This is a genomic window from Selenomonas dianae, assembly GCF_030644225.1.
Taxonomy (GTDB): Bacteria; Bacillota; Negativicutes; order Selenomonadales; family Selenomonadaceae; genus Centipeda; species Centipeda dianae.
Window position 1 is genome coordinate 1,597,015 of record NZ_CP128650.1, and the last position, 18,867, is coordinate 1,615,881.

At 58.0% G+C, this 18,867-nt stretch carries 18 protein-coding genes; 7 read left to right on the forward strand and 11 right to left on the reverse strand.

Going from position 1 to position 18,867, the window contains the following annotated elements; translation table 11 throughout:
- Position 1: 1 nt before the first annotated feature.
- From cydD to QU667_RS07905, 4 genes are all read left to right on the forward strand, one after another.
- Complete coding sequence (gene cydD / locus QU667_RS07890) at positions 2 to 1,648, forward strand: thiol reductant ABC exporter subunit CydD (RefSeq protein ID WP_304986659.1); 1,647 nt, start codon at positions 2 to 4, stop codon at positions 1,646 to 1,648.
- Positions 1,645 to 3,258 (forward strand): amino acid ABC transporter ATP-binding/permease protein, encoded by a 1,614-nt coding sequence (locus QU667_RS07895; protein WP_304988433.1) that lies wholly within the window; start codon positions 1,645 to 1,647, stop codon positions 3,256 to 3,258. The genes cydD and QU667_RS07895 overlap by 4 nt, the downstream gene beginning before the upstream one ends.
- Positions 3,255 to 3,971 carry a tetratricopeptide repeat protein gene (locus QU667_RS07900; protein WP_304986660.1) on the forward strand — a complete coding sequence of 239 codons (717 nt, stop codon included), beginning with the start codon at positions 3,255 to 3,257 and terminating at the stop codon, positions 3,969 to 3,971. Before QU667_RS07895 ends, QU667_RS07900 begins: the two co-directional genes overlap by 4 nt.
- Positions 3,972 to 4,157: 186 nt before the next feature.
- On the forward strand, positions 4,158 to 4,817 hold the full coding sequence (locus QU667_RS07905; RefSeq protein WP_304986661.1) for a hypothetical protein: 660 nt from the start codon (positions 4,158 to 4,160) through the stop codon (positions 4,815 to 4,817).
- A gap of 64 nt (positions 4,818 to 4,881) precedes the next feature.
- Here the strand turns inward: QU667_RS07905 and QU667_RS07910 are convergent, their stop codons facing one another.
- From QU667_RS07910 to QU667_RS07960, 11 genes are read right to left on the reverse strand one after another with little or no spacing between them, the layout of a single operon-like run.
- Positions 4,882 to 6,336: an NADH-quinone oxidoreductase subunit N gene (locus tag QU667_RS07910; protein ID WP_304986662.1), complete on the reverse strand. Its 1,455-nt coding sequence runs from the start codon at positions 6,334 to 6,336 to the stop codon at positions 4,882 to 4,884.
- Positions 6,336 to 7,868, reverse strand: a complete 1,533-nt coding sequence (locus QU667_RS07915) for a complex I subunit 4 family protein (protein WP_304986663.1) — start codon at positions 7,866 to 7,868, stop codon at positions 6,336 to 6,338. Before QU667_RS07915 ends, QU667_RS07910 begins: the two co-directional genes overlap by 1 nt.
- Positions 7,865 to 9,766, reverse strand: coding sequence for an NADH-quinone oxidoreductase subunit L (gene nuoL / locus QU667_RS07920; RefSeq protein WP_304986664.1), 1,902 nt, complete (start codon positions 9,764 to 9,766; stop codon positions 7,865 to 7,867). The genes QU667_RS07915 and nuoL overlap by 4 nt, the downstream gene beginning before the upstream one ends.
- 14 nt (positions 9,767 to 9,780) lie before the next feature.
- Positions 9,781 to 10,086 (reverse strand): NADH-quinone oxidoreductase subunit NuoK, encoded by a 306-nt coding sequence (nuoK, locus tag QU667_RS07925; protein ID WP_006305959.1) that lies wholly within the window; start codon positions 10,084 to 10,086, stop codon positions 9,781 to 9,783.
- On the reverse strand, positions 10,083 to 10,577 hold the full coding sequence (locus tag QU667_RS07930; RefSeq protein ID WP_304986665.1) for an NADH-quinone oxidoreductase subunit J: 495 nt from the start codon (positions 10,575 to 10,577) through the stop codon (positions 10,083 to 10,085). The genes nuoK and QU667_RS07930 overlap by 4 nt, the downstream gene beginning before the upstream one ends.
- Positions 10,574 to 11,143 (reverse strand): 4Fe-4S dicluster domain-containing protein, encoded by a 570-nt coding sequence (locus QU667_RS07935; protein ID WP_304986666.1) that lies wholly within the window; start codon positions 11,141 to 11,143, stop codon positions 10,574 to 10,576. The genes QU667_RS07930 and QU667_RS07935 overlap by 4 nt, the downstream gene beginning before the upstream one ends.
- A 12-nt stretch (positions 11,144 to 11,155) precedes the next feature.
- Positions 11,156 to 12,202, reverse strand: a complete 1,047-nt coding sequence (nuoH, locus tag QU667_RS07940; RefSeq protein WP_304986667.1) for an NADH-quinone oxidoreductase subunit NuoH — start codon at positions 12,200 to 12,202, stop codon at positions 11,156 to 11,158.
- Between the two features lie 12 nt (positions 12,203 to 12,214).
- On the reverse strand, positions 12,215 to 13,315 hold the full coding sequence (locus tag QU667_RS07945; protein ID WP_304986668.1) for an NADH-quinone oxidoreductase subunit D: 1,101 nt from the start codon (positions 13,313 to 13,315) through the stop codon (positions 12,215 to 12,217).
- A complete protein-coding gene (locus tag QU667_RS07950) occupies positions 13,315 to 13,803 on the reverse strand; it encodes an NADH-quinone oxidoreductase subunit C (RefSeq protein ID WP_304986669.1) in 489 nt (162 codons plus the stop codon). Before QU667_RS07950 ends, QU667_RS07945 begins: the two co-directional genes overlap by 1 nt.
- On the reverse strand, positions 13,800 to 14,339 hold the full coding sequence (locus QU667_RS07955) for an NADH-quinone oxidoreductase subunit B (RefSeq protein ID WP_304986670.1): 540 nt from the start codon (positions 14,337 to 14,339) through the stop codon (positions 13,800 to 13,802). The genes QU667_RS07950 and QU667_RS07955 overlap by 4 nt, the downstream gene beginning before the upstream one ends.
- Positions 14,330 to 14,683 carry an NADH-quinone oxidoreductase subunit A gene (locus QU667_RS07960; protein WP_304986671.1) on the reverse strand — a complete coding sequence of 118 codons (354 nt, stop codon included), beginning with the start codon at positions 14,681 to 14,683 and terminating at the stop codon, positions 14,330 to 14,332. The genes QU667_RS07955 and QU667_RS07960 overlap by 10 nt, the downstream gene beginning before the upstream one ends.
- 337 nt (positions 14,684 to 15,020) lie before the next feature.
- Here QU667_RS07960 and QU667_RS07965 point away from each other — a divergent pair, with 337 nt between their 5' ends.
- From QU667_RS07965 to QU667_RS07975, 3 genes are read left to right on the forward strand one after another with little or no spacing between them, the layout of a single operon-like run.
- Complete coding sequence (locus QU667_RS07965) at positions 15,021 to 16,967, forward strand: peptidase U32 family protein (protein WP_304986672.1); 1,947 nt, start codon at positions 15,021 to 15,023, stop codon at positions 16,965 to 16,967.
- Between the two features lie 17 nt (positions 16,968 to 16,984).
- Positions 16,985 to 18,298 (forward strand): aspartate aminotransferase family protein, encoded by a 1,314-nt coding sequence (locus QU667_RS07970; RefSeq protein ID WP_304986673.1) that lies wholly within the window; start codon positions 16,985 to 16,987, stop codon positions 18,296 to 18,298.
- A gap of 7 nt (positions 18,299 to 18,305) precedes the next feature.
- The gene (locus QU667_RS07975) at positions 18,306 to 18,857 is read left to right on the forward strand and encodes a phosphoribosyltransferase family protein (RefSeq protein WP_304986674.1); all 552 of its coding nucleotides are present in this window, start codon (positions 18,306 to 18,308) and stop codon (positions 18,855 to 18,857) included.
- Positions 18,858 to 18,867 lie beyond the last annotated feature (10 nt).

The following is an 18,867-nucleotide window of genomic DNA, read 5'->3' on the forward strand; positions in this document are numbered from 1 at the left end:
AATGAAGAAAAAGAAGTCCATTCTACGCTCTGCACTCCAATCGGAACGAAATATGCTTCTCACACGCATAGCGATTGAGCTCCTTCACGGAGGGCTCGTCATTGCAGCGGCATGGGAAACAGCTACGATTGTGAATGCGGCATTCATGGAGCATGGCGGACTTGCCGAAACAGCATCAGATCTTCTGATGCTGTTTTTGTGCGTCCTCTCGATGGCGCTCCTGCGTCTGCCGAAGGGGCGCATAGAGGCACGCCTCTCCGACCGCATCCGCCTCTCTGCACGGGCGGCGCTCCACAAGGCTATGCTGCTCTCCGGACGCTCTTTTGAGGGAGCGCTGACGCTCACCCTTGAGCGTGTGGACGCTCTCGATCCATTTTTTCATACGGTTCTGCCCACAATGATTGCGGGTGCTGTAATCATCCCGCTCATACTCATTGTGACATTGATTGCAGACCCGCTCTCCGCCCTGCTCTTTCTCGTGACACTGCCGATCGCGCCGTTCCTGCTCTTCCTCATCGGAAAGGCGACACGCCGTGCGAGCGAGCGTCAGTGGGACAAGATGCAGGTGCTCACGGACGGATTTGCGGAACTTGTCCGCGCGGCGATGACGCTCAAGGTCTTTCGCCGCATTGATGCCGAGGGGGCTCATCTCACGCATATGAGCCACAGCTTCGCCGAGGCATCCCTCTCCGTCCTGCGCCTTGCCTTTGTTTCTGCGTTCGCACTTGAGCTGATTACCACACTCTCGATTGCGCTGATTGCCGTCTCCATCGGTCTGCGCCTCTTGGACGGCATGATGGAGTTTCGGACAGCATTCTTTGTGCTTATCCTTGCCCCTGCATTCTATCAGCCACTGCGCGAGGGCGGCATTGCATTCCACGCGGCGATGGACGCAAAGACGGCGGAGGCGGCACTCCTTCCCTATGTGGATCTTCCTCCTCCCGCCGACGGTACGCGCAGTCAAATCCTCTCGCCGCCCGCCGTACGTACGGAAAACCTGTCCTATCGCTATCCGCTGACCGAGGAAACGGTGTTGGCAAATCTGAACCTCTCCTTCCCTGCGGGAAAATCCACCGTACTTGCGGGTGCGAGCGGCATCGGCAAATCGACGCTGCTGCTCCTGCTCGCGGGACAGATTGCACCGACGGAGGGAAGCATCCTGCTCGCGGACGGTGCGGGAAACGCGAATATGTTTGACCTTGCGCATCTATCGGAAACAACGCGCGCACATCTCATCACCTACGTTCCGCAGGAGCCGCATATCTTTACGGCAACCCTTGCCGAGAACGTCCGTCTGTGGCTTCCAAACGCCACGGACGGAGCCGTGACGGCGGCACTTGAGGCGGCGGCGCTCGGAGACTTTCTGCGTACCCTTCCCGATGGCTTGCAGACACCGCTCGGACAGGGCGGACATCCACTCTCTGCGGGTCAGCGTCACCGCCTCGGTCTTGCACGCGCGTTTTTCCAAAACCGTCCCATTGTCCTCCTCGACGAAATCACGGCAGGACTTGACGGGGATACAGAAGCCCTTGTCATCGACGCACTCACGCGATTCGCACATCACCGCACGCTGATTCTGACATCACATCGCCCCGCCCTCATCACGTGGGCGGATCACGTTATTACATTGGGAGGTGGAGAGATATAACCGGGACACTCTTTCGTCTGCTCTCCATTGCGGCACCGAGCAAGGCACTGCCCGCGCTCTTTGCGGGTGTGCTCGCAGCTGCCTCGGGCATTGCGCTCATCGGTACGGCTGCATGGATCATCGCGAGCGCGGCACTGCAGCCGCCTCTCTCTGCGCTCGCGCTTGCGATTACAATGGTACGCGCGTGCGGCATCGGGCGTGCCGTCTTCCGCTATCTCGACCGTCTGCTCTCCCATCGCCTTGCATTCGCGTGCTACGAGGACTTGCAACAGGCGACCTATCGCCGCTCCGCTGCGGCGATTCCCATGCGGGAGGGCAATGTCCGCGAAGGCGCGTTCCTGCACGATCTCCTCACAGGCTGCGAAACCCTGCGTGACTTCTATCTGCGCACCGTTCCGCAGCCGCTGATCGCAGGGATGCTCACCGCCCTTACCTGCGCAGCGCTCCTACCGCTCAGCCCGTGGGGAATTCTCTCCATCGTCCTCCTTTACCTCCTCCATCTCGTCCTGCCGCACATTCTCCATGAGACGGATCTGCGCACAGAGAGCGCCGCCTATCGGGGCAGTCTGCTCGATCTGCTCGACGGTCGTACAGAGCTTGCGGCAGCCGGCACACTCCCCCCCGCCGTATGCCGCCTCAATCGCGCCGCCGAGGATTTTCAAGGGAAACAGAATCATAAACGCACAAAGCGCGAGCAGCTGTTCACCCTTCTCGACACACTACGCGTATCGGTATGGATTCTCCTGATCCTCCTCCTGCTTCCACACGTTGCGGACGGAACGCTGACGGGTGTGCAGTACGCCGTCTGGGTGCTCATCCTCGAAGCTGTACTCAGCGAGTACCGCCCCCTTCCCGCTGCAAGCCTCGGCACAGTGGAAGCAATACGGGCGGCTGAGACGATCCTGCCGGCAGAGGAACATCTCTCTGAAAAAACTTTGTCAGCATCTTCTCCTGCGTGGCAGGAGGATGCCCCGCTGATTGCGGTGGAGCATCTCGCCTTTGCCTACCATGACGGCATTCCAATCCTGCGCGAACTCTCCTTTACGATTCGACGCGGACAGCACACCGCCCTCATCGGCGAGAGCGGCGCGGGCAAGACCACGCTTGCAAGCCTTCTGCTGCGCCTCTGGGATCCCGACAGTGGTACAATCTCATATCGGGGAGTGCCGCACACCGAACTTTCAACCGAAGCCTCACGCGCCCTCTTTGGAGCTTCTCTGCAGGGAAGTTATCTGTTCAGCACATCGACGCGCAACAACTTTCTGCGTCTCCACGAGAACATGGAGGAGCAGCAGATGTGGGATGCACTTGAGACGGCGCAGCTTGCCGATGTGGTACGGGCACTTCCTGCGGGGCTGGACGAACCTCTGGGGGAAAACGCCGCCCGTTTCTCGGGCGGACAGCGCAGCCGTCTGCTCACCGCACTTGCCCTTGCCGCAAAGGCGGAGATTTTGCTGCTCGATGAGCCGACAGCAGGGCTCGATGCCGCACGCGGAGAGCGATTGATCACCGCCGTGCTGAGGGAACTCGACGCACGTGGGGGCACGCTCATCGTCATCACGCACGATCTCCCCCTCCTAGACCGTATGAAACAGGTGATAGAACTATGACAAAAGAACGCTTTCACGAACTGATCCACGCTGTTTTGGATCGCCTTGGCGCGGCAGCACCGCCCCACGAACTCTTTGCGGGCGGCACAGACGACTGGCACGCACGCGCACGCCTCGCCCACTTCCTCGCACAGACCGAGGAGTACCATGCCGAAGCCTTGGAGCTCTTTCTGAGCGTCGTCGACGCAGAGCCAAACGAGGAACTCGCGCAGGACGTGGAGGAAAAGGTCTACGCTATGCAGGGACTGAGCGCCCTCGAAGCGTCGGACAAGGCGACGCAGGAAGCCGCGCTTGAGCACATCAACCTCGCAATTGAGTGCGCCGAGTCCACGGACTTCCTCTACAAGTACATCCTGCGCGGCGAACTCTGGGCGGATCGTTGGAATCTCATGCACAAGCTGCGCATGACCGAGGAAGCGGAGGCAGAGGCGGATGAGCGCATTGCCGCCTTTAGCGGACTTGAGGATGCCGTTCCCCACAACTCCTATCTCTACTACGGTTACCGCTTCAAGGCACATCTCGCCGCCGAGCGCGGCGTCGTCCTCATCGCGAAGGACTATATGCACATGGCGATTCACGCGATGGAGATCCCGCCCGCCTACGAACAGGGACTTGCGGAGGCGTTCGCCGCGACACATGAAAACGCCCCGTGGATCCTGCGCGAGATCGACCGCGCGACACCGAATCCCGAACAGCTGCATTGGGATATATAGGGAAGCAGTGATAACTTCCATAGAAAACTACGAAAAAATTTTCAAATTTTTTCGTAAAACCTGTCATTTATGACAGTACAATTTCCTTCTTATTGTGGTAGAATAGAGATGAGCTTTCTGAAGAATATGCAGAAAGGCTGATTGATTAGGTTTTGGTATTTTTCTCACGAAAAAGGAGGAACGACGATGAAAACCTACACGTCAACCATGAGCAAGCTCTTGCTCGCCCTATGTCTCGCTCTGTTCTCCACCCTTGCGCTCACGGGCTGCGGCGGCAGTGATCCGGATGCCGATGTCAAGAGCCTCGCGGAGGCGATCGGACACGGCGATGCTGCGGCTGCCAAGGAGTTCAAACTGACCGGAGATATGGCCAAGCCCATAAACGAGCTTTTTATGCAGGAAATGGGCAAGGGAATCGATGCAAGTAAGGAAGGAATCGACAACGCCAAAAAAACCATGGGGGACAAGCTCAAGGAGCTGAAGTTTAAGACCGAGGTCGTATCAAAGACGGATAGTTCTGCGAAGGTCAAATTGACGACCGATTACATCGAACTCAATACGGTTCTGGTAACGATAACGACTGCGATACAGACCGAGATGGAGAAGATGATGGATCAGGACGATTTGTCAGCGCTTGACAAGCTCGGTGATATGGTCATGCAGCGCCTTGCCGACGAAATAAAGAATGCCAAAATCGCGGGACAGCAGTCCTTCGAGGTCGAGGTCAAGAAGGATAAGGACACGGGGAAATGGATGCCCACCGATCTCACTAAGTTCCAAGAAGACCTCGCCAAGTATATGCTCTTCAAAGGCGGAGACGACTCGATGCTAAACGGTAGTATATAAGAGCAACCGTTTCACACCGCACAAAAACGCCCGACGAATTTCGTCGGGCGTTTTTGATTGGATCCTATCTCATAAATGTATAGACCGCAATATTACTGAAGATTGAGAGCGGCTCTGCCCAAACACCGATAATCAGCGTAAACAGAACGGTGATAACCCCCATCGCGCTTGCGGGGAGTGGCAGACGCAGATGCTCCGCTGTCCACTTCTCCCCCTCCCCGACATCGCGGAACATCTCCTTGATGACGAGCAGATAGTAGTAGACGGACATCATCGACATAACGAAACCGACCCCCGCGAGCCAGAGATAGCCCGCATCAATCGCCGCCGAGAAAATGTAGATTTTCCCGACGAATCCCGCTGTCGGCGGGATGCCCGCCATCGTGAGCAGGGCGACCATCAGGATGCCAGCCGGCAGCAGCGAGTCCTTCGCAAGTCCGCGCACACTCGTAAAGTCCGCGCCGCCGCGCTTCATCTCAAGGTAGGACACCGTGACAAACGCGCCGACATTGGCAAAGACGTAGACCATCGCATAGAAGAGTACCGCCTTGATGCCCGCCGCATTCGTCGCGACCATCGCCGTCATCATGTAGCCCGCCTGTGCAATCGACGAATACGCAAGCATGCGCTTGATATTCGTCTGGCGGAATGCCATGAGATTTCCGCCGACCATCGAAACGCCTGCAAACACGGCGAGCAGATGCGCCCAGTACGCCGAGAGGAACGGGAATGCCACAAAGAGCACACGCAGCAGGATCGCAATGCCCGCCGCCTTCGAGCACATCGCAAGAAGTGCCGTCACGGGTGCGGGTGCGCCTTCATATACATCCGGTGCCCAGAGATGGAACGGGATAATCGAGAGCTTGAAGAAGAAGCCCGCGAGGATAAAGACCACGCCAATCAGCCCGAGCGAGAACACGAGCCCAAGCCCCTGCGCGATGTTCTGGAACACCATCGTCCCCGTCATGCCGTAGACGAGGCTCATGCCGTAGAGCAGTACCGCCGTCGAACCGGATCCAAAGACGAGATACTTGATGCCCGCCTCCGCCGAGAGCGGCGAATCCGTACGGATGGCGACGAGCGCGTAGAACGAAATCGTCATCAGCTCAAGCCCGACGAACGCCGTCATGAGATCGTTCGCCGAAGCGAGGACGCACATGCCGAGCAGCGCCGAGAGGAGGAGCAGATAGAACTCCCCCTTGTGCCTGAGTGTCTGCTCCACGTAGTCCGCCGCAAAGATCACGGTCGAGAGAATCCCGATGATGAAGAGAATCTTGAAGAACACGGAGTAGCCGTCGACGATGTAAAGCCCCGCATAGAACGCCGTCGCTCCACCGTCGGGCGGATACATGCCCACAGCGAGTGCGAGCACACCGAGAAGCCCTGCCACGGTCAGCCAGACCACGGGGCAGCGCGGTGCGTCCTTTTTGAGGACGAGATCGGTGATGAGCACCACCACCATCAACACAGCGATCCCGATCTCCACGGAGATCGCGGCAAAATTCATCGCTTGCACCATCAGTGCCCACCTCCTATGATTGTCGGCGCATCCTGAATCAGCTCAAAGAGCGGCGCAAGCGGGGCAACCCCCGTATCCACCACATTCATGAGCAGTCCGGGGAACACGCCAAAGCCGACGAGGAACACGCCGAGTACGACGAGCGGAACAACATCGATCTTGCGCTCATCGGGGAATTTTGCAAACCGCTCAACCCGCGGTCCGAAAAGCACGCGTGCGAGCATACGCAGCACATAGAACGCCGTGAAGATGATGCCCGAAACGGCAATCACGGCAATCACGGGATAGACCTCGATGATGCCGACAAAGATTGTGAACTCGGGGATGAAGCCGATCAGCCCCGGCAGCCCGAGCGAACACAGACCCGCGAGCATAAAGCCGACCGTGATGTGCGGCATATGATGTGCGAGCCCCCAGAGGTCGCCGACGCTGCGCAGTTCCGTCTTCTCGTAGACGTAGCCGACCTGCGAGAAGAAGAGCGCGAGCATGACGCCGTGCGCCACCATGTAGGCGACCGCACCGCTCACACTCACGACGTTCAGAGCCGCAAAGCCGAGCAGGACGTAGCCCATATGGGAAACCGAGGAATACGCAATCATGTACTTGATGTCGCGCTGCGCGAGCGCAATGTAGGACGCATAAATGACGTTGATCATCGCGAGCACGGCGATCAGGGGAGCCCAGAACTTTGCGCCGAGCGGCAGAATGAAGAAGCCGATGCGGATGAGCGCATAGCCCCCGATCTTTTTCAGCACGCCCGCGTTAATCATCGAGATTGCCGTCGGTGCGCCCGCATAGCCGTCGGGCGACCAGATGTGAAACGGGAACATCGAGAGATGCGAGCCGAACCCGACGAGCAATAGGAAGAATGCCGTGATCTGTACCTCCCACGAGATATGCCCCGTGAGTGCGGCGGCGGCAAGTGCCTCGAAGTCAAACGTACGCATCCCCGACTCGTACGCGCTCACATACAGGAGGAGCACACCGAGCAGCATAAATGCCGAGCCAACGAGCAGAAATATGGTCATCTTCATTGCCGCGTGCTCCTTGGTGACACGCTCCGACGAGCCCCAGATGAGCACCATAAGATACGCAGGAATGACGACCATCTCGCAGAGCACGAGGAAGAAGAAGAGGTCGCGCACGAGGAATGCCCCCGACACGCCCGCAATGACGATGAGGAGGAGCACGAAATACTCCTTCACACGCTTCTCTATATTCCACGAGCTGTAGATTGCGGCAAGCCCCACAACACTTGAGAGAAGCAGCATGGGCAGTGAGATGCCGTCAACGCCGAGCGAATATGCAACGCCGAGATCTGTGATCCACGAGATGTACTCCGTGTACTGCATCCCGCCGCGCGCCATATCATAGTCCGCATAGACAAAGAGCGTGAGGATGGTTGCGACCATCATCGCAAACGCCGAGAGCTGACGGATCGTATCGTGCAGCCGTCCCGGCAGCAGCGCAATGATGAGCGCCGCCACGAGCGGGGTCAGGAGGATGACCGAGAGAATCGGAAATGTCATCATCGGAAAGCACCTCCCCAGTAGGCGATGATCTGAACCGCCCAGTAGAGGGCATAACACAGAAGAATCAGAACGCCCGTATAGAACACGACAACGTACCGCTGTGCCTGACCGTTCGCGGACTCCGTGAGGAGGTCGCTCGTTGCGAGCGCGTACGCCCCCAAGCCGATCATGATGTTGTCGAAGATTTTTTCATCGACCCATTTCAGGATCAGTGCCGTGCCGTAGACGAGACGCTCACGGAAGTACCCGTAAAGTTCATCGATGTAGAACTTGTGGTAAACAACACGGTACAGGAAGCCGAAGCTCCGTGCCTGCATCGCCGACCGCAGGCTGTGCCGTCCGTAGATCTGATAGGCGGCGGCAAAGGCGATGAGAGCCAGCACGGTACTCGTTCCCGCAACCGTCCAGTCAATCGCCTCATGATGCGGAACGCCTTCGTTGATCCAGACGGAGAACCCGCCAAAATACCCCCACGCGCCGCTCACAATGGTGAGCAGGATGAGCATAATCATCGGCCAGCGCATGAATGCGTCGACCTCATGCGCCTCGTGCGGACTGCGGCTCTCACCGAGAAATGCGATGATGAGCAGACGCGCCATGTAGAACGCCGTGAGGAACGAGGTAAACGTCGCCATCACATAGAGCGGCGTACTTGCGTGCATGACCGCCGCGAGGATCTCATCCTTTGAGAAGAAGCCCGAGAACGGCGGAATCCCCGAAATGGCGAGCACGCCGACGAGCATTGCTGCGAACGTCAGCGGCATCTTCCGCCAGAGGCCGCCCATCTTCGTGATGTCTGTCTCATCGTGCAGTGCGTGCATGACAGCACCCGCACAGAGGAAGAGCATCGCCTTGAAAAAGGCGTGCGTCATGAGGTGGAACATGGACGCGGAGAACGCGCCAACGCCGACCGCGAGCATCATATAGCCGAGCTGACTGATCGTCGAGTACGCGAGCACCGACTTGAACTTGCGCTGCGTCACGGCGATGATCGCGGCAAAGAGTGCCGTGAATGCGCCGAGCCCCGCAATAAAGTCCATGACGAAGGGAGATTCACTGAAGATAAAGAACGCGCGCGCGACGAGATAGACACCCGCCGCGACCATCGTCGCCGCATGGATGAGCGCCGATGTGGGTGTAGGCCCTTCCATCGCGTCGAGCAGCCAGACATGGAGTGGGAACTGACCGGATTTACCGATCGGCCCCATAAAGAGCAGCAGGCCGATGACGGTCAGGAAGCCCGTGCCCGCAGCAAGGACGTACGGCGGTACGAGCATACGCAGCTCGATGAAGTCCATCGTCCCAAACACCATCTGCACGAGCAGGATGCCGACCAGCATCCCAAAGTCACCGATGCGCGTTGTGATGAACGCCTTTTTCGCCGCCTCACGCGCCGATACCTTGTGGTAGTAGAACCCGATCAGCAGGTAGGAACAGAGACCGACCCCCTCCCAGAACACGTAGAGTTGGAGGAAGTTGACCGAGACGACAAGCCCGAGCATGGATGCCGAGAACAGCGAGATGAACGCGAAGAAACGCCCCATCCCCTCGTCGTGCTCCATGTAGCTCACGGAGTAGATGTAGACCAGCAGCGAAACCAGCGTCACAATGACGAGCATCATCGCCGCGAGCGGGTCGATGAGCACACCCATTGTCAGCTTCACATCGCCGATCTGCGCCCAGAGTGCCTTCATCACATAGGGATCGTTCATCGTGATTTGATAGTTCACGGTGGCGAGCGCGACAAAGACGGAGAACGCAAACGCGAGCGACATCATCGTAATCGCAATCGCTGCGGAGAGATTCTTCTCCTGCCGCGTGAACGGTCCGATGATGAGAAATGCCAGCGCGGGGAAGAGCGGGATCAGATAGGCATGCGTCAGTGCAAATGTAAACATATCGCTCCCCTCCCCTAATCTCTGAGCGTATCCAGTTCATCGACATTCGTCGTGAAGCGGATCTGATACAGACGGAACGCGAGGGCAAGCCCGACGGCAATCTCGGACGCGGCAACCGCAATCGAGAAGAGAGCCATAAGCTGTCCCTCCATATTATGTGCATAGAAGCGGTCAAACGCAATGAGGTTGATGTTCACCGCATTCAGCATCAGCTCCACGCACATGAGAATCGGGATGATGCCACGCCGCGTGAGCAGACCGTAAAGTCCGATGCAGAAGAGCACGGCGGCGACAAAGAGGAGATCCGGAAGTCCGATCATGCCGTATCCCCTCCCCTCGCGAGCAGGAGCGCTCCGACCATCGCAACGAGCAGGAGCACCGCCACAATCTCAAACGGCAAAACGTACGTGCCGAGCATCAGTCGCGCAATCTCCTGTGCGCCCGTAGACGCGCCGAGTTCCCCGCCCGGCAGAGGTGAGAGCACAATGCCGAGACCGATAAGGAAGAAGAATCCGCCCGCGAGCAGCCCCGTCACCACGCGGCGAAAGAGCTTCTGCGAGGGATTCGACTGCGCCATTGAGTCACGGCGCGTCAGCATGATCGCCATGACGATGAGGACAGCGACCGCGCCGCTGTAGACCATCAGCTGCACCGCGCCGAGGAACTCCGCGCCGATATAGAAGTAAATCGCCGCCACACCGATAAAGGAGAGGACGAGGAAGAGTGCGCTGTGCACAACATTCGGGGACAGGACGACACCGAGTGCGCCGATGATCGTCACCGCCGCAAGGAAATAGAAGATGATGCTCATGCCGTCCCTCCTTTCTGCTCCGTGTCCTTCGTTTCGACGGGCTTTTCCGCCGCAGCCTTTTCCGCCTCGGCTTTCGCCTTCGCAGCCGCCTCCGCCTTTGCCTTGGCAGCGGCTTCCTTCTTCGCCTTTTCCTCCGCCGCCTCGACCTCGACCTGTGCGAGGAATTTTTCGAGATCTGCGCGATCCTGATCCGTCATCGCGTCGTGGGTCATCGTCTCCTTGCTCCACGTCGAGATCGCATAGTCCTTGTCCCAGACGAGTGTCTTGACGGGGCAGACCTCCACGCAGAGATTGCAGTAGAGGCAGCGTCCCGACTTGTGCACATAGGACTTCATGTGACGCTTCTTCTTCGCATCCTGCACGATGGTAAGATCGAGTGCCTTGTTCGGGCACGCATTCGCACACATCGAGCAGCCGATGCAGACACGCCAGTCCATCGCGAGATTCCCCCCGCGAAAATTATCCGTCATCGGAAGCTTTTCTTCGGGGTAGCAGAACGTTTCCTTCCTGCCCCAGAGATGCTTCCATGTGACGCTCATACCCGTGAGCAATCCTTTACCAAACACGTGAGCACCCCCTTAGACAATGCCGACAAGATACATCCCGACGCCCGTCAAAAAGACGTTGAGAATCGAGAGCGGCACGAGCACCTTCCATCCGAAAGTGAGGATCTGATCGACGCGCGTGCGCGGAAACGTCCAACGGAACCACATGATGAGCAGCACCATGAGCACCGCCTTGATGCCGAACCAGACGAAGCCCGGCAGGAACTCGGGGCCGCTGTATCCGCCAAGGAAGAACGTCGTCGCGAGAATCGCCGCCGTCAGGAGATTTGCGTACTCCGCGAGGAAGAACAGAGCCCAGCGCATCCCCGTATACTCCGTAAAAGGACCCGCAATGATCTCGGATTCGCCCTCCACGAGGTCGAACGGCGTGCGGTTCGTCTCCGCGACCGCCGCAATCAAAAAGATGATGAACGCAAGCGGCTGCATGAAGATGAACCAGCTTGTGTTCGCCTGCATTTGCACGATGTCGTCCAGACGCAGCGAGCCCGTAATCATGACGACACCGAGCAGCGAAAAGAGCAGCGGTGCCTCATAGCTGAGCATCTGCCCGACGATACGCATACCGCCGATAAAGGAATACTTGTTATTCGACGCATATCCGCCCATGAGGAACGGCAGCACCGCCTGTCCCGAGACGGCGAACAGGAGGAATACGCCCACGTTCACATCCGCGAGCACCGCACCCGCATCGAACGGAAAGAACGCATAGACCAGAGCCGCAGGGACGAAGAGCAGCGCGGGCGAGAGCGCCCAGACCACCTTGTCCGCCCCTTGGGGCATGATGTCCTCCTTGCTCATGAGTTTCAGCATATCCGCAATCGGTTGGAGCAGTCCGAATCGACCGCCGACGCGGTTCGGCCCGATGCGCACTTGGATGAACGCACAGATCTTGCGCTCCGCATACGTAAAGACAATCGCCGCCATTGAGATGATCCCGAGCAGGAGCGCGATGCCGACAACCGTCAGCGTAAAATCCACAACAAACGGAATCGGTACAAGACCATAGACGAACGCACGCATCTCAAGCGCGAGTTTTGCCAAGAGAGAAAGTTCCATCATTTTCCTCCTTTCTCAGCAGTCCACTTCGCCCATGATGGGGTCGATGGACGAATACGCAGCGACCGCATCGCCGATGAACATACCACGGCACATCGCATCCAGCCCCTGCATATTGACGAACGAGGGGCGGCGGATGTGGATGCGGTACGGCTTCGTCGTACCATCACTCACAATGTAGAAGCCGAGCTCGCCGCGCGTGCCCTCCGTGCGGCTGAACACCTCGCCCTTCGGCGGCTTGATGACCTTCGGTACTTTTTTCCCCATAAAGTCGCCCTCGGGCAGCCCATCAATCGCCTGGCGGATGATCTTCGCGCTCTCGGCGATCTCGTTGAGTTTCACCATGTAGCGATCCCAGTTGTCGCCGTTCTTGCCGACGGGGATGTCAAAATCAAAATCATCATAAACGCTGTATCCGTCCACCTTGCGCAGGTCAAAGGCAAGTCCCGTTGCACGCAGATTCGGCCCCGTCATATTGTAGGAAAGCGCCTGCTCCGTCGTCATGGGCGATGTCCCTACAAGGCGGCGGATAAAGATCTCGTTGCCCGTCAGCAGCTTGTTGTACTCCTCAAGAAAAACGGGAACTTCATCGAGAAACGCACGGATCAGCACCTCCGCCTCGGGCGAGAGGTCTTCCTTGACCCCGCCGATGCGGATATAGTGGAAGGTCTGCCGTGCGCCGCAGACGAGGTTGAAGATGTCGAGAATCTTCTCGCGGTCACGGAAGCAGTAGAGCATCCCCGTCGACGCGCCGAGATCGTTCGCGAGTGTCCCGATAAAGATCAAATGACTGTTGATGCGGTTGAGCTCCGCCATGATGACGCGAATGTACTCCGCACGCGGTGTCGTTTCAATACCCGCAAGCTCCTCCACGGCAAGCGCATAGCCGAAATTGTTGTTCATGGAGGAAACGTAGTCGAGACGGTCTGTGTAGGGAAGTCCCTGCGTGTATGTCCTGTCCTCAAGCAGTTTCTCAATGCCGCGATGGAGGTAGCCCATGATCGGCGTCGCCTTGACGATGCGCTCGCCGTCGAGTTCGAGCTGCACCTGCAGCACACCGTGCGTCGATGGATGCTGCGGCCCCATGTTGAGCGTATAGGTCTCGCTGCGAACCATCAGATCCCCTCCCTTCGGATGCGCGGAATGTTCGGCGGAGGCGGCGGCACAAAGTCCTTGCGCAGCGGATGCCCGACGAAATCCTCATGGTGAAACACGCGCCTGAGATCGGGGTGTCCCGTGAACGAAATCCCCATGAGATCATAGACCTCGCGCTCCTCGAACTCCACGCCGGGGAACACTGCCGTCGCCGAGGGAACAACAGGAGCATCGTGCGGCAGCGTCACCTTCACTGTCAGCCAGTGCGTACATTCAGAGGAAAAGAGATGATAAACCATCTCAAAGCGATCCTTCCAATCGACCGCCGTCACATTCTCCATACGCGTGAGCTGCAGATTGCTGTCGTCGCGCAGGAATGTCAACAGCGCGATGAGTTCATCCGCCCCGATATAGAGGACAGGGTGCTCCGCCTCTGCGTCATACTTCGCATTGGGAAAGGCAAGCTTGATGCCGGCGAGCGCATCGAGAGATACATAGTCCTTTCTCATGCGTTCACCGCCTTTGCCGCTGCCTGCTCCGCCCAATAGGCACGCTCGGCACGCACGCGCTCCGGATGGAGGATCTTCTCACGCAGCTTGAGCATCCCGTCGATCAGTGCCTCGGGACGCGGCGGACAGCCGGGGATGTAGACATCCACGGGCAGCAGTTCGTCCACGCCCGGCACAACGGCATACGAGTCCGCGAACGGCCCGCCCGCAATCGTACACGCGCCCATAGCGATCACATATTTCGGCTCGGGCATCTCCTCGTAAAGGCGCACAATCGGATCTGCCATCTTCCACGTCAGCGTACCCGCAACGATGAGCAGATCCGCCTGACGCGGACAGGGACGAAACACCTCATAGCCGAACCGCGCGAGATCGAACCGCGCCGTCGCCGTGCTCATCATCTCGATGGCACAGCAGGCAAGCCCCGAGGACAGCGGCCAGATCGAGCTCGCGTGCGCCCAGCGCAAGAGCTCGTCAAGTTTCACCACGAAGACATTGTGACGCAGGCTTTCGGGTACGCGATCCGCTATCTCCATGAGAGATCCCCCTTTCGCCATGCGTAGGCAAGCCCGAGCGCGAGAATACCGACAAAGACAAACATCTCGATGAGCGCAAACAAGCCGAGCATCCGGAACTCCACCGCCCACGGATAGAGAAACACCGTCTCGATGTCAAAGACGATGAACAGCAGTGCGTAGAGGAAATACCCCGCACGATACTGCACATACGGCGAGCCGATCGGATCGACACCGCACTCGTAGGGAATGTATTTCTGCGGCGACGGCTGCTTCGGCTGCAACAGAAATGCAGGACCGAGTGCCATGACGGGGAAAAACAGCGCCACCAGCAAAAAAATTCCCAGACTTCCAAACTCTCCCATACACAGTCCCCCTTATTAGAAAATAAAACAAATACATAGGAAAAACAAATAATCAGAAACAATAATTGATAACGAAAAAATATATGCCAATCACAGAGTATATTATATAAAATTTATACCCTCTGGCACGTATAATAAAATCTATGTATAATATAACCGAAAAGCACTTCTTTTACAAGAAGCGCACAAAAAAACTTTCCTTTATATTTATTCTTTTTTGCTATTTATACCATAGTTTGAAAGAAACGTTTTTTCCTGTTATAATCATAGGCGATACAGGAGATTGCTTCGTTGACCGAAGTAACAAGTTCTCCGTCCAGAAGGAGTTTTTTACACAATGCTGTTACACCGAAAATCCGTCGAGCTGCTTGCCCCTGCGGGGACGTGGGAGGCTCTGACTGCGGGCATCGCAGCGGGTGCGGATGCCGTCTATCTCGGCGGCAAACATTTCAATATGCGTCTGCATGAGGGCGACTTTAACTTCGACGACGAACGACTGAAGGCGGCGGTCGAGTACGCACACACGCACAACGTCGAGCTCTACGTCACGCTCAACAACCTCATCAGCAACGAGGAGCTGCCCGCGCTGCGCGAATACCTCGCCTACCTCAACGAGATCCGCCCCGACGCGATCCTCGTACAGGATTTCGCCGTGCTTGAGCTCGTACACGAAATGGGCATCACGGTTCCCCTGCACACCTCCGTCATGATGAACACGCACAACGAGCACGCGATCGAAAAACTCAAGGAGTACGGCATCACACGCATTGTCGTCGGACGTGAGATGACACTCTCCGAACTCGCACTTTTCCGCACACGCACGGGCATCGAGGTCGAATACTTCATGCACGGCGATATGTGCATCTCCGAGAGCGGTCAGTGCATCCACTCGGGGGTGCTCTTCGGACAGAGCGGCAATCGTGGACGCTGCATGAAGATCTGCCGTTGGCCGTTCGCCCTCATCGACGAGGAGACGGGCACGGTGCTCGATGCAGACAGCCCCGGTCCCTACAAGCTCGCGCTCAAGGATATGTGTATGTACCGCTCCATCCCCGCACTCATTCAGGCAGGCGTCTACTCGTTCAAAATTGAGGGACGGATGCGTTCGCCCGAGTTCATCGCGCGGCTCGTATCCACCTACCGCAAGGCGATTGACAGCTACATCGCCGACCCGAGCGGCTACACAACGGATGAGGAGGGATGGCGCACGCTCTACGACAACCGCGTGCGCGACTACACGACGACGTTTGCTTTTGGACAGCCGACCGCCATCGACATCGGCATGACAGGCGAGCGCGAGCCGCGCTTCTTCAGTCAGGCGGTTGAGGAGGCAGGGTTTGCCGACGATGTACTGCGCGGCGAGCGCCCAATGGAAAAGGAGAATGCACCGAGCCGCCATCTGAGCATACGCGTTGGCACGGTCGATGCTGCGCGTGCGGCGGTGGATGCGGGTGCGGATACCGTCTACGTCGGCGGCGAGGCGTTCCGCCCGAACCGCCCGTGGAAACTCGGAGACTATGCGGAAATCGTGCGCTATGCGGCGGGACGTACGCGCGTCATCGTGAACACGCCGCGCACCACCATGCGCCGTGAGTGCGGCGAACTCGAACAGTTTTTTACCGCACTGAACGATATACCCGTGGACGGCATTATGGTCGGCAACCTCGGCACGCTGAAGCTCGCCCGCACGCTCACGAAGCTGCCCGTACAAGCGGATCACTCGTTCAACATTTTCAACCACCTCGCCGTCACCTTCCTCAAGGAGAATGGTCTGACGATGGCAACCGCCTCCTACGAACTTTCATTTCAGCAGCTGCGCGAGATCGTTGAGAACGCTGTCCTGCCCATCGAGGCAGTCATTCACGGCTCGTATGAGTCCATGATCTGCGACTACAACTTCCCCGCGATGTCGCTGCCGAACTACAGTGACCTTGCCGCGCCGGAGCTGATGGACACACACTATGCCTTCCGCGACGAGACGGGCGGCGTACACTCCATCCGCGTCGATCAGTACGAGCGCAACCATATCTACTTTGCAAAGGATCTGTGCCTCTATCCCTACCTTGAAAAGTTCAACGGACTTGGCTCGTACCGCATCGAGGCACAGGACTACACGGCGGATGTGACCGCTGAGATTGTCCGCATCTACCGCGCCGCACTCGACCGCCTCGCAGCAGGCGGCGACGGCTTCCGAGCGGCGGACTTCGACCGCCTCACAGAGATTTCGCCGCGTCCCTTGGGCATCGGCACCTACCGTTTCCGCCAGAGCCGCAATTCCATTTAGAAATAGAAAGAAGCCTCATGGACACAGCTTCCCCAAACGAAAACGGATACATCGGCGCAGCCGCCATCCTGGAAAAGAAGAAGAAATACATCATGCCCTGCCTCGGGCATTTCTACAGCGAACCGCGCCAGATCGTGCGCGGCGAGATGCAGTACCTCTACGACAGCGAAGGCAGGAAGTATCTCGACTGCTTTGCAGGTGTCTCCGTCATCAACTGCGGACACTGCAATCCCGCGATCAATGCTGCCGTCACGGAGCAGCTGAATACGCTCCAGCACGTCTGCAACATCTACCTCACAGAGAACTTCGTCAACCTCGCCGAGCAGCTTGCACGCATTACGCCCGGAAACCTCCAAAAGAGCTTTTTCTGCTCCACGGGTACGGAGGCGAACGAGGGTGCGGCACTCCTCGCACAGATTGCAACAGGCCGCAGCGAATTCATCGCCCTGCGCGGCGGACTGCACGGGCGCACAAAACTCACAATGAGCCTCACGGGCATCTCCATGTGGCGCACCGATCCGAATCCCGTCGGCGGCATCCACTTTGTCAAAAATCCTTACTGCTACCGCTGCCCGCACAAGCACACCCCCGAAGAATGCGGCATTGACTGCACCTACGAACTGGAGGAAACAATCAAGAGTGCGACCACGGGCCGCCCCGCCGCCTTCATTGCCGAGAGCATTCAGGGCAATGCTGGCATCATCGTCCCGCCGAAGAACTACTTCAAGCGCGTCAAGGAGATCCTCGATCACTACGGTGCACTCTTCATCGCGGACGAAGTACAGACAGGATTTGCACGCACGGGCAAGATGTTTGCCATCGAGCATTTCGGCGTTACGCCCGACATTATGACCATGGCGAAGGCGCTCGGCAACGGTGCGCCCATCAGCGCATTCATCGCCACGCCGGAGGTCGCAGATACCTACACGAAGCCCGGTGCATCGACCCTCGGCGGCAACCCCGTCTCCTCAACGGCGGGGCTTCAGGTCATCCGCTATATCGAGGAGCACGATCTCATCAGGAACGCCGAACGGCGTGGAGCGCAGCTGCGCGCAGGACTGAGGGAAATCCAGAAGCGCCACCCCATCATCGGCGATGTGCGGGGACTCGGGCTCATGGTCGGCGCAGAGTTCGTCCATGCGGACAAAGCCCCGGCTGCCGCCGAACTGGATCTCGTGCTCGAAGAACTCAAGGACAGGGGCTTTATCGTCGGCAAGAACGGCATCGGTCGCAACGTCATGGCATTTCAACCGCCGCTCATCATCACCGAGGACAACATCAATGAAGTGCTGAACGCGCTTGAGATGATACTCTCAGAGAAAGGACTCTAGGTGCATTATGGCAAAACGATTCTACGATCTCACTGTCGCGGGCTGCAAGCGCAGGCTCTCCATCCTCAATCTCAACGAGCATCTGGCAATCGCCGGCTTCATCATGCTCGGCGATGTCGAACTCTGCGAAAGCTGTGCGCGGGAACTTGCGAAAAAGATTCCCGCTGACACGGAGATCATCATGACTGCCGAGACGAAGGGCATCCCCCTCGCAGCCGAGCTCTCCCGTCAGCTCGGAATGCCCTACTACATCACGGCGCGTAAGTCCGTCAAGGCATATATGGAAGATCCGATCTGGGTCGAGGACGAATCAATCACAACGATGGGCAAGCAGCGTCTCTATATCATGAACACCGATATTGCGCGCATCGCAGAACGCAAGGTTCTCCTGCTCGACGATGTCATCAGCACGGGCGGCTCCATGACCGCACTCGGAAACCTCGCCAATAAGGCGGGCGCACACGTCATCGGGCAGGCGGCGGTACTCGCCGAGGGCGATGCGGCAAAGCGGACGGACATCATCTTCCTTGAGGAACTTCCGCTTTTTGAAGCGGAATAGATCGGCGGCA

What these genes read in the sequence shown, in the direction of transcription:
- cydD (WP_304986659.1), top strand. Translation starts at nt 2, where the DNA reads ATGAAGAAAAAGAAGTCCATTCTACGCTCTGCACTCCAATCGGAACGA.
- QU667_RS07900 (WP_304986660.1), top strand. Translation starts at nt 3,255, where the DNA reads ATGACAAAAGAACGCTTTCACGAACTGATCCACGCTGTTTTGGATCGC.
- QU667_RS07905 (WP_304986661.1), top strand. Translation starts at nt 4,158, where the DNA reads ATGAAAACCTACACGTCAACCATGAGCAAGCTCTTGCTCGCCCTATGT.
- QU667_RS07910 (WP_304986662.1), bottom strand. Translation starts at nt 6,336, where the DNA reads ATGGTGCAAGCGATGAATTTTGCCGCGATCTCCGTGGAGATCGGGATC.
- QU667_RS07915 (WP_304986663.1), bottom strand. Translation starts at nt 7,868, where the DNA reads ATGATGACATTTCCGATTCTCTCGGTCATCCTCCTGACCCCGCTCGTG.
- nuoL (WP_304986664.1), bottom strand. Translation starts at nt 9,766, where the DNA reads ATGTTTACATTTGCACTGACGCATGCCTATCTGATCCCGCTCTTCCCC.
- nuoK (WP_006305959.1), bottom strand. Translation starts at nt 10,086, where the DNA reads ATGATCGGACTTCCGGATCTCCTCTTTGTCGCCGCCGTGCTCTTCTGC.
- QU667_RS07930 (WP_304986665.1), bottom strand. Translation starts at nt 10,577, where the DNA reads ATGAGCATCATCTTCTATTTCCTTGCGGCGGTGACGATCATCGGCGCA.
- nuoH (WP_304986667.1), bottom strand. Translation starts at nt 12,202, where the DNA reads ATGATGGAACTTTCTCTCTTGGCAAAACTCGCGCTTGAGATGCGTGCG.
- QU667_RS07945 (WP_304986668.1), bottom strand. Translation starts at nt 13,315, where the DNA reads ATGGTTCGCAGCGAGACCTATACGCTCAACATGGGGCCGCAGCATCCA.
- QU667_RS07950 (WP_304986669.1), bottom strand. Translation starts at nt 13,803, where the DNA reads ATGAGAAAGGACTATGTATCTCTCGATGCGCTCGCCGGCATCAAGCTT.
- QU667_RS07955 (WP_304986670.1), bottom strand. Translation starts at nt 14,339, where the DNA reads ATGGAGATAGCGGATCGCGTACCCGAAAGCCTGCGTCACAATGTCTTC.
- QU667_RS07960 (WP_304986671.1), bottom strand. Translation starts at nt 14,683, where the DNA reads ATGGGAGAGTTTGGAAGTCTGGGAATTTTTTTGCTGGTGGCGCTGTTT.
- QU667_RS07965 (WP_304986672.1), top strand. Translation starts at nt 15,021, where the DNA reads ATGCTGTTACACCGAAAATCCGTCGAGCTGCTTGCCCCTGCGGGGACG.
- QU667_RS07970 (WP_304986673.1), top strand. Translation starts at nt 16,985, where the DNA reads ATGGACACAGCTTCCCCAAACGAAAACGGATACATCGGCGCAGCCGCC.
- QU667_RS07975 (WP_304986674.1), top strand. Translation starts at nt 18,306, where the DNA reads ATGGCAAAACGATTCTACGATCTCACTGTCGCGGGCTGCAAGCGCAGG.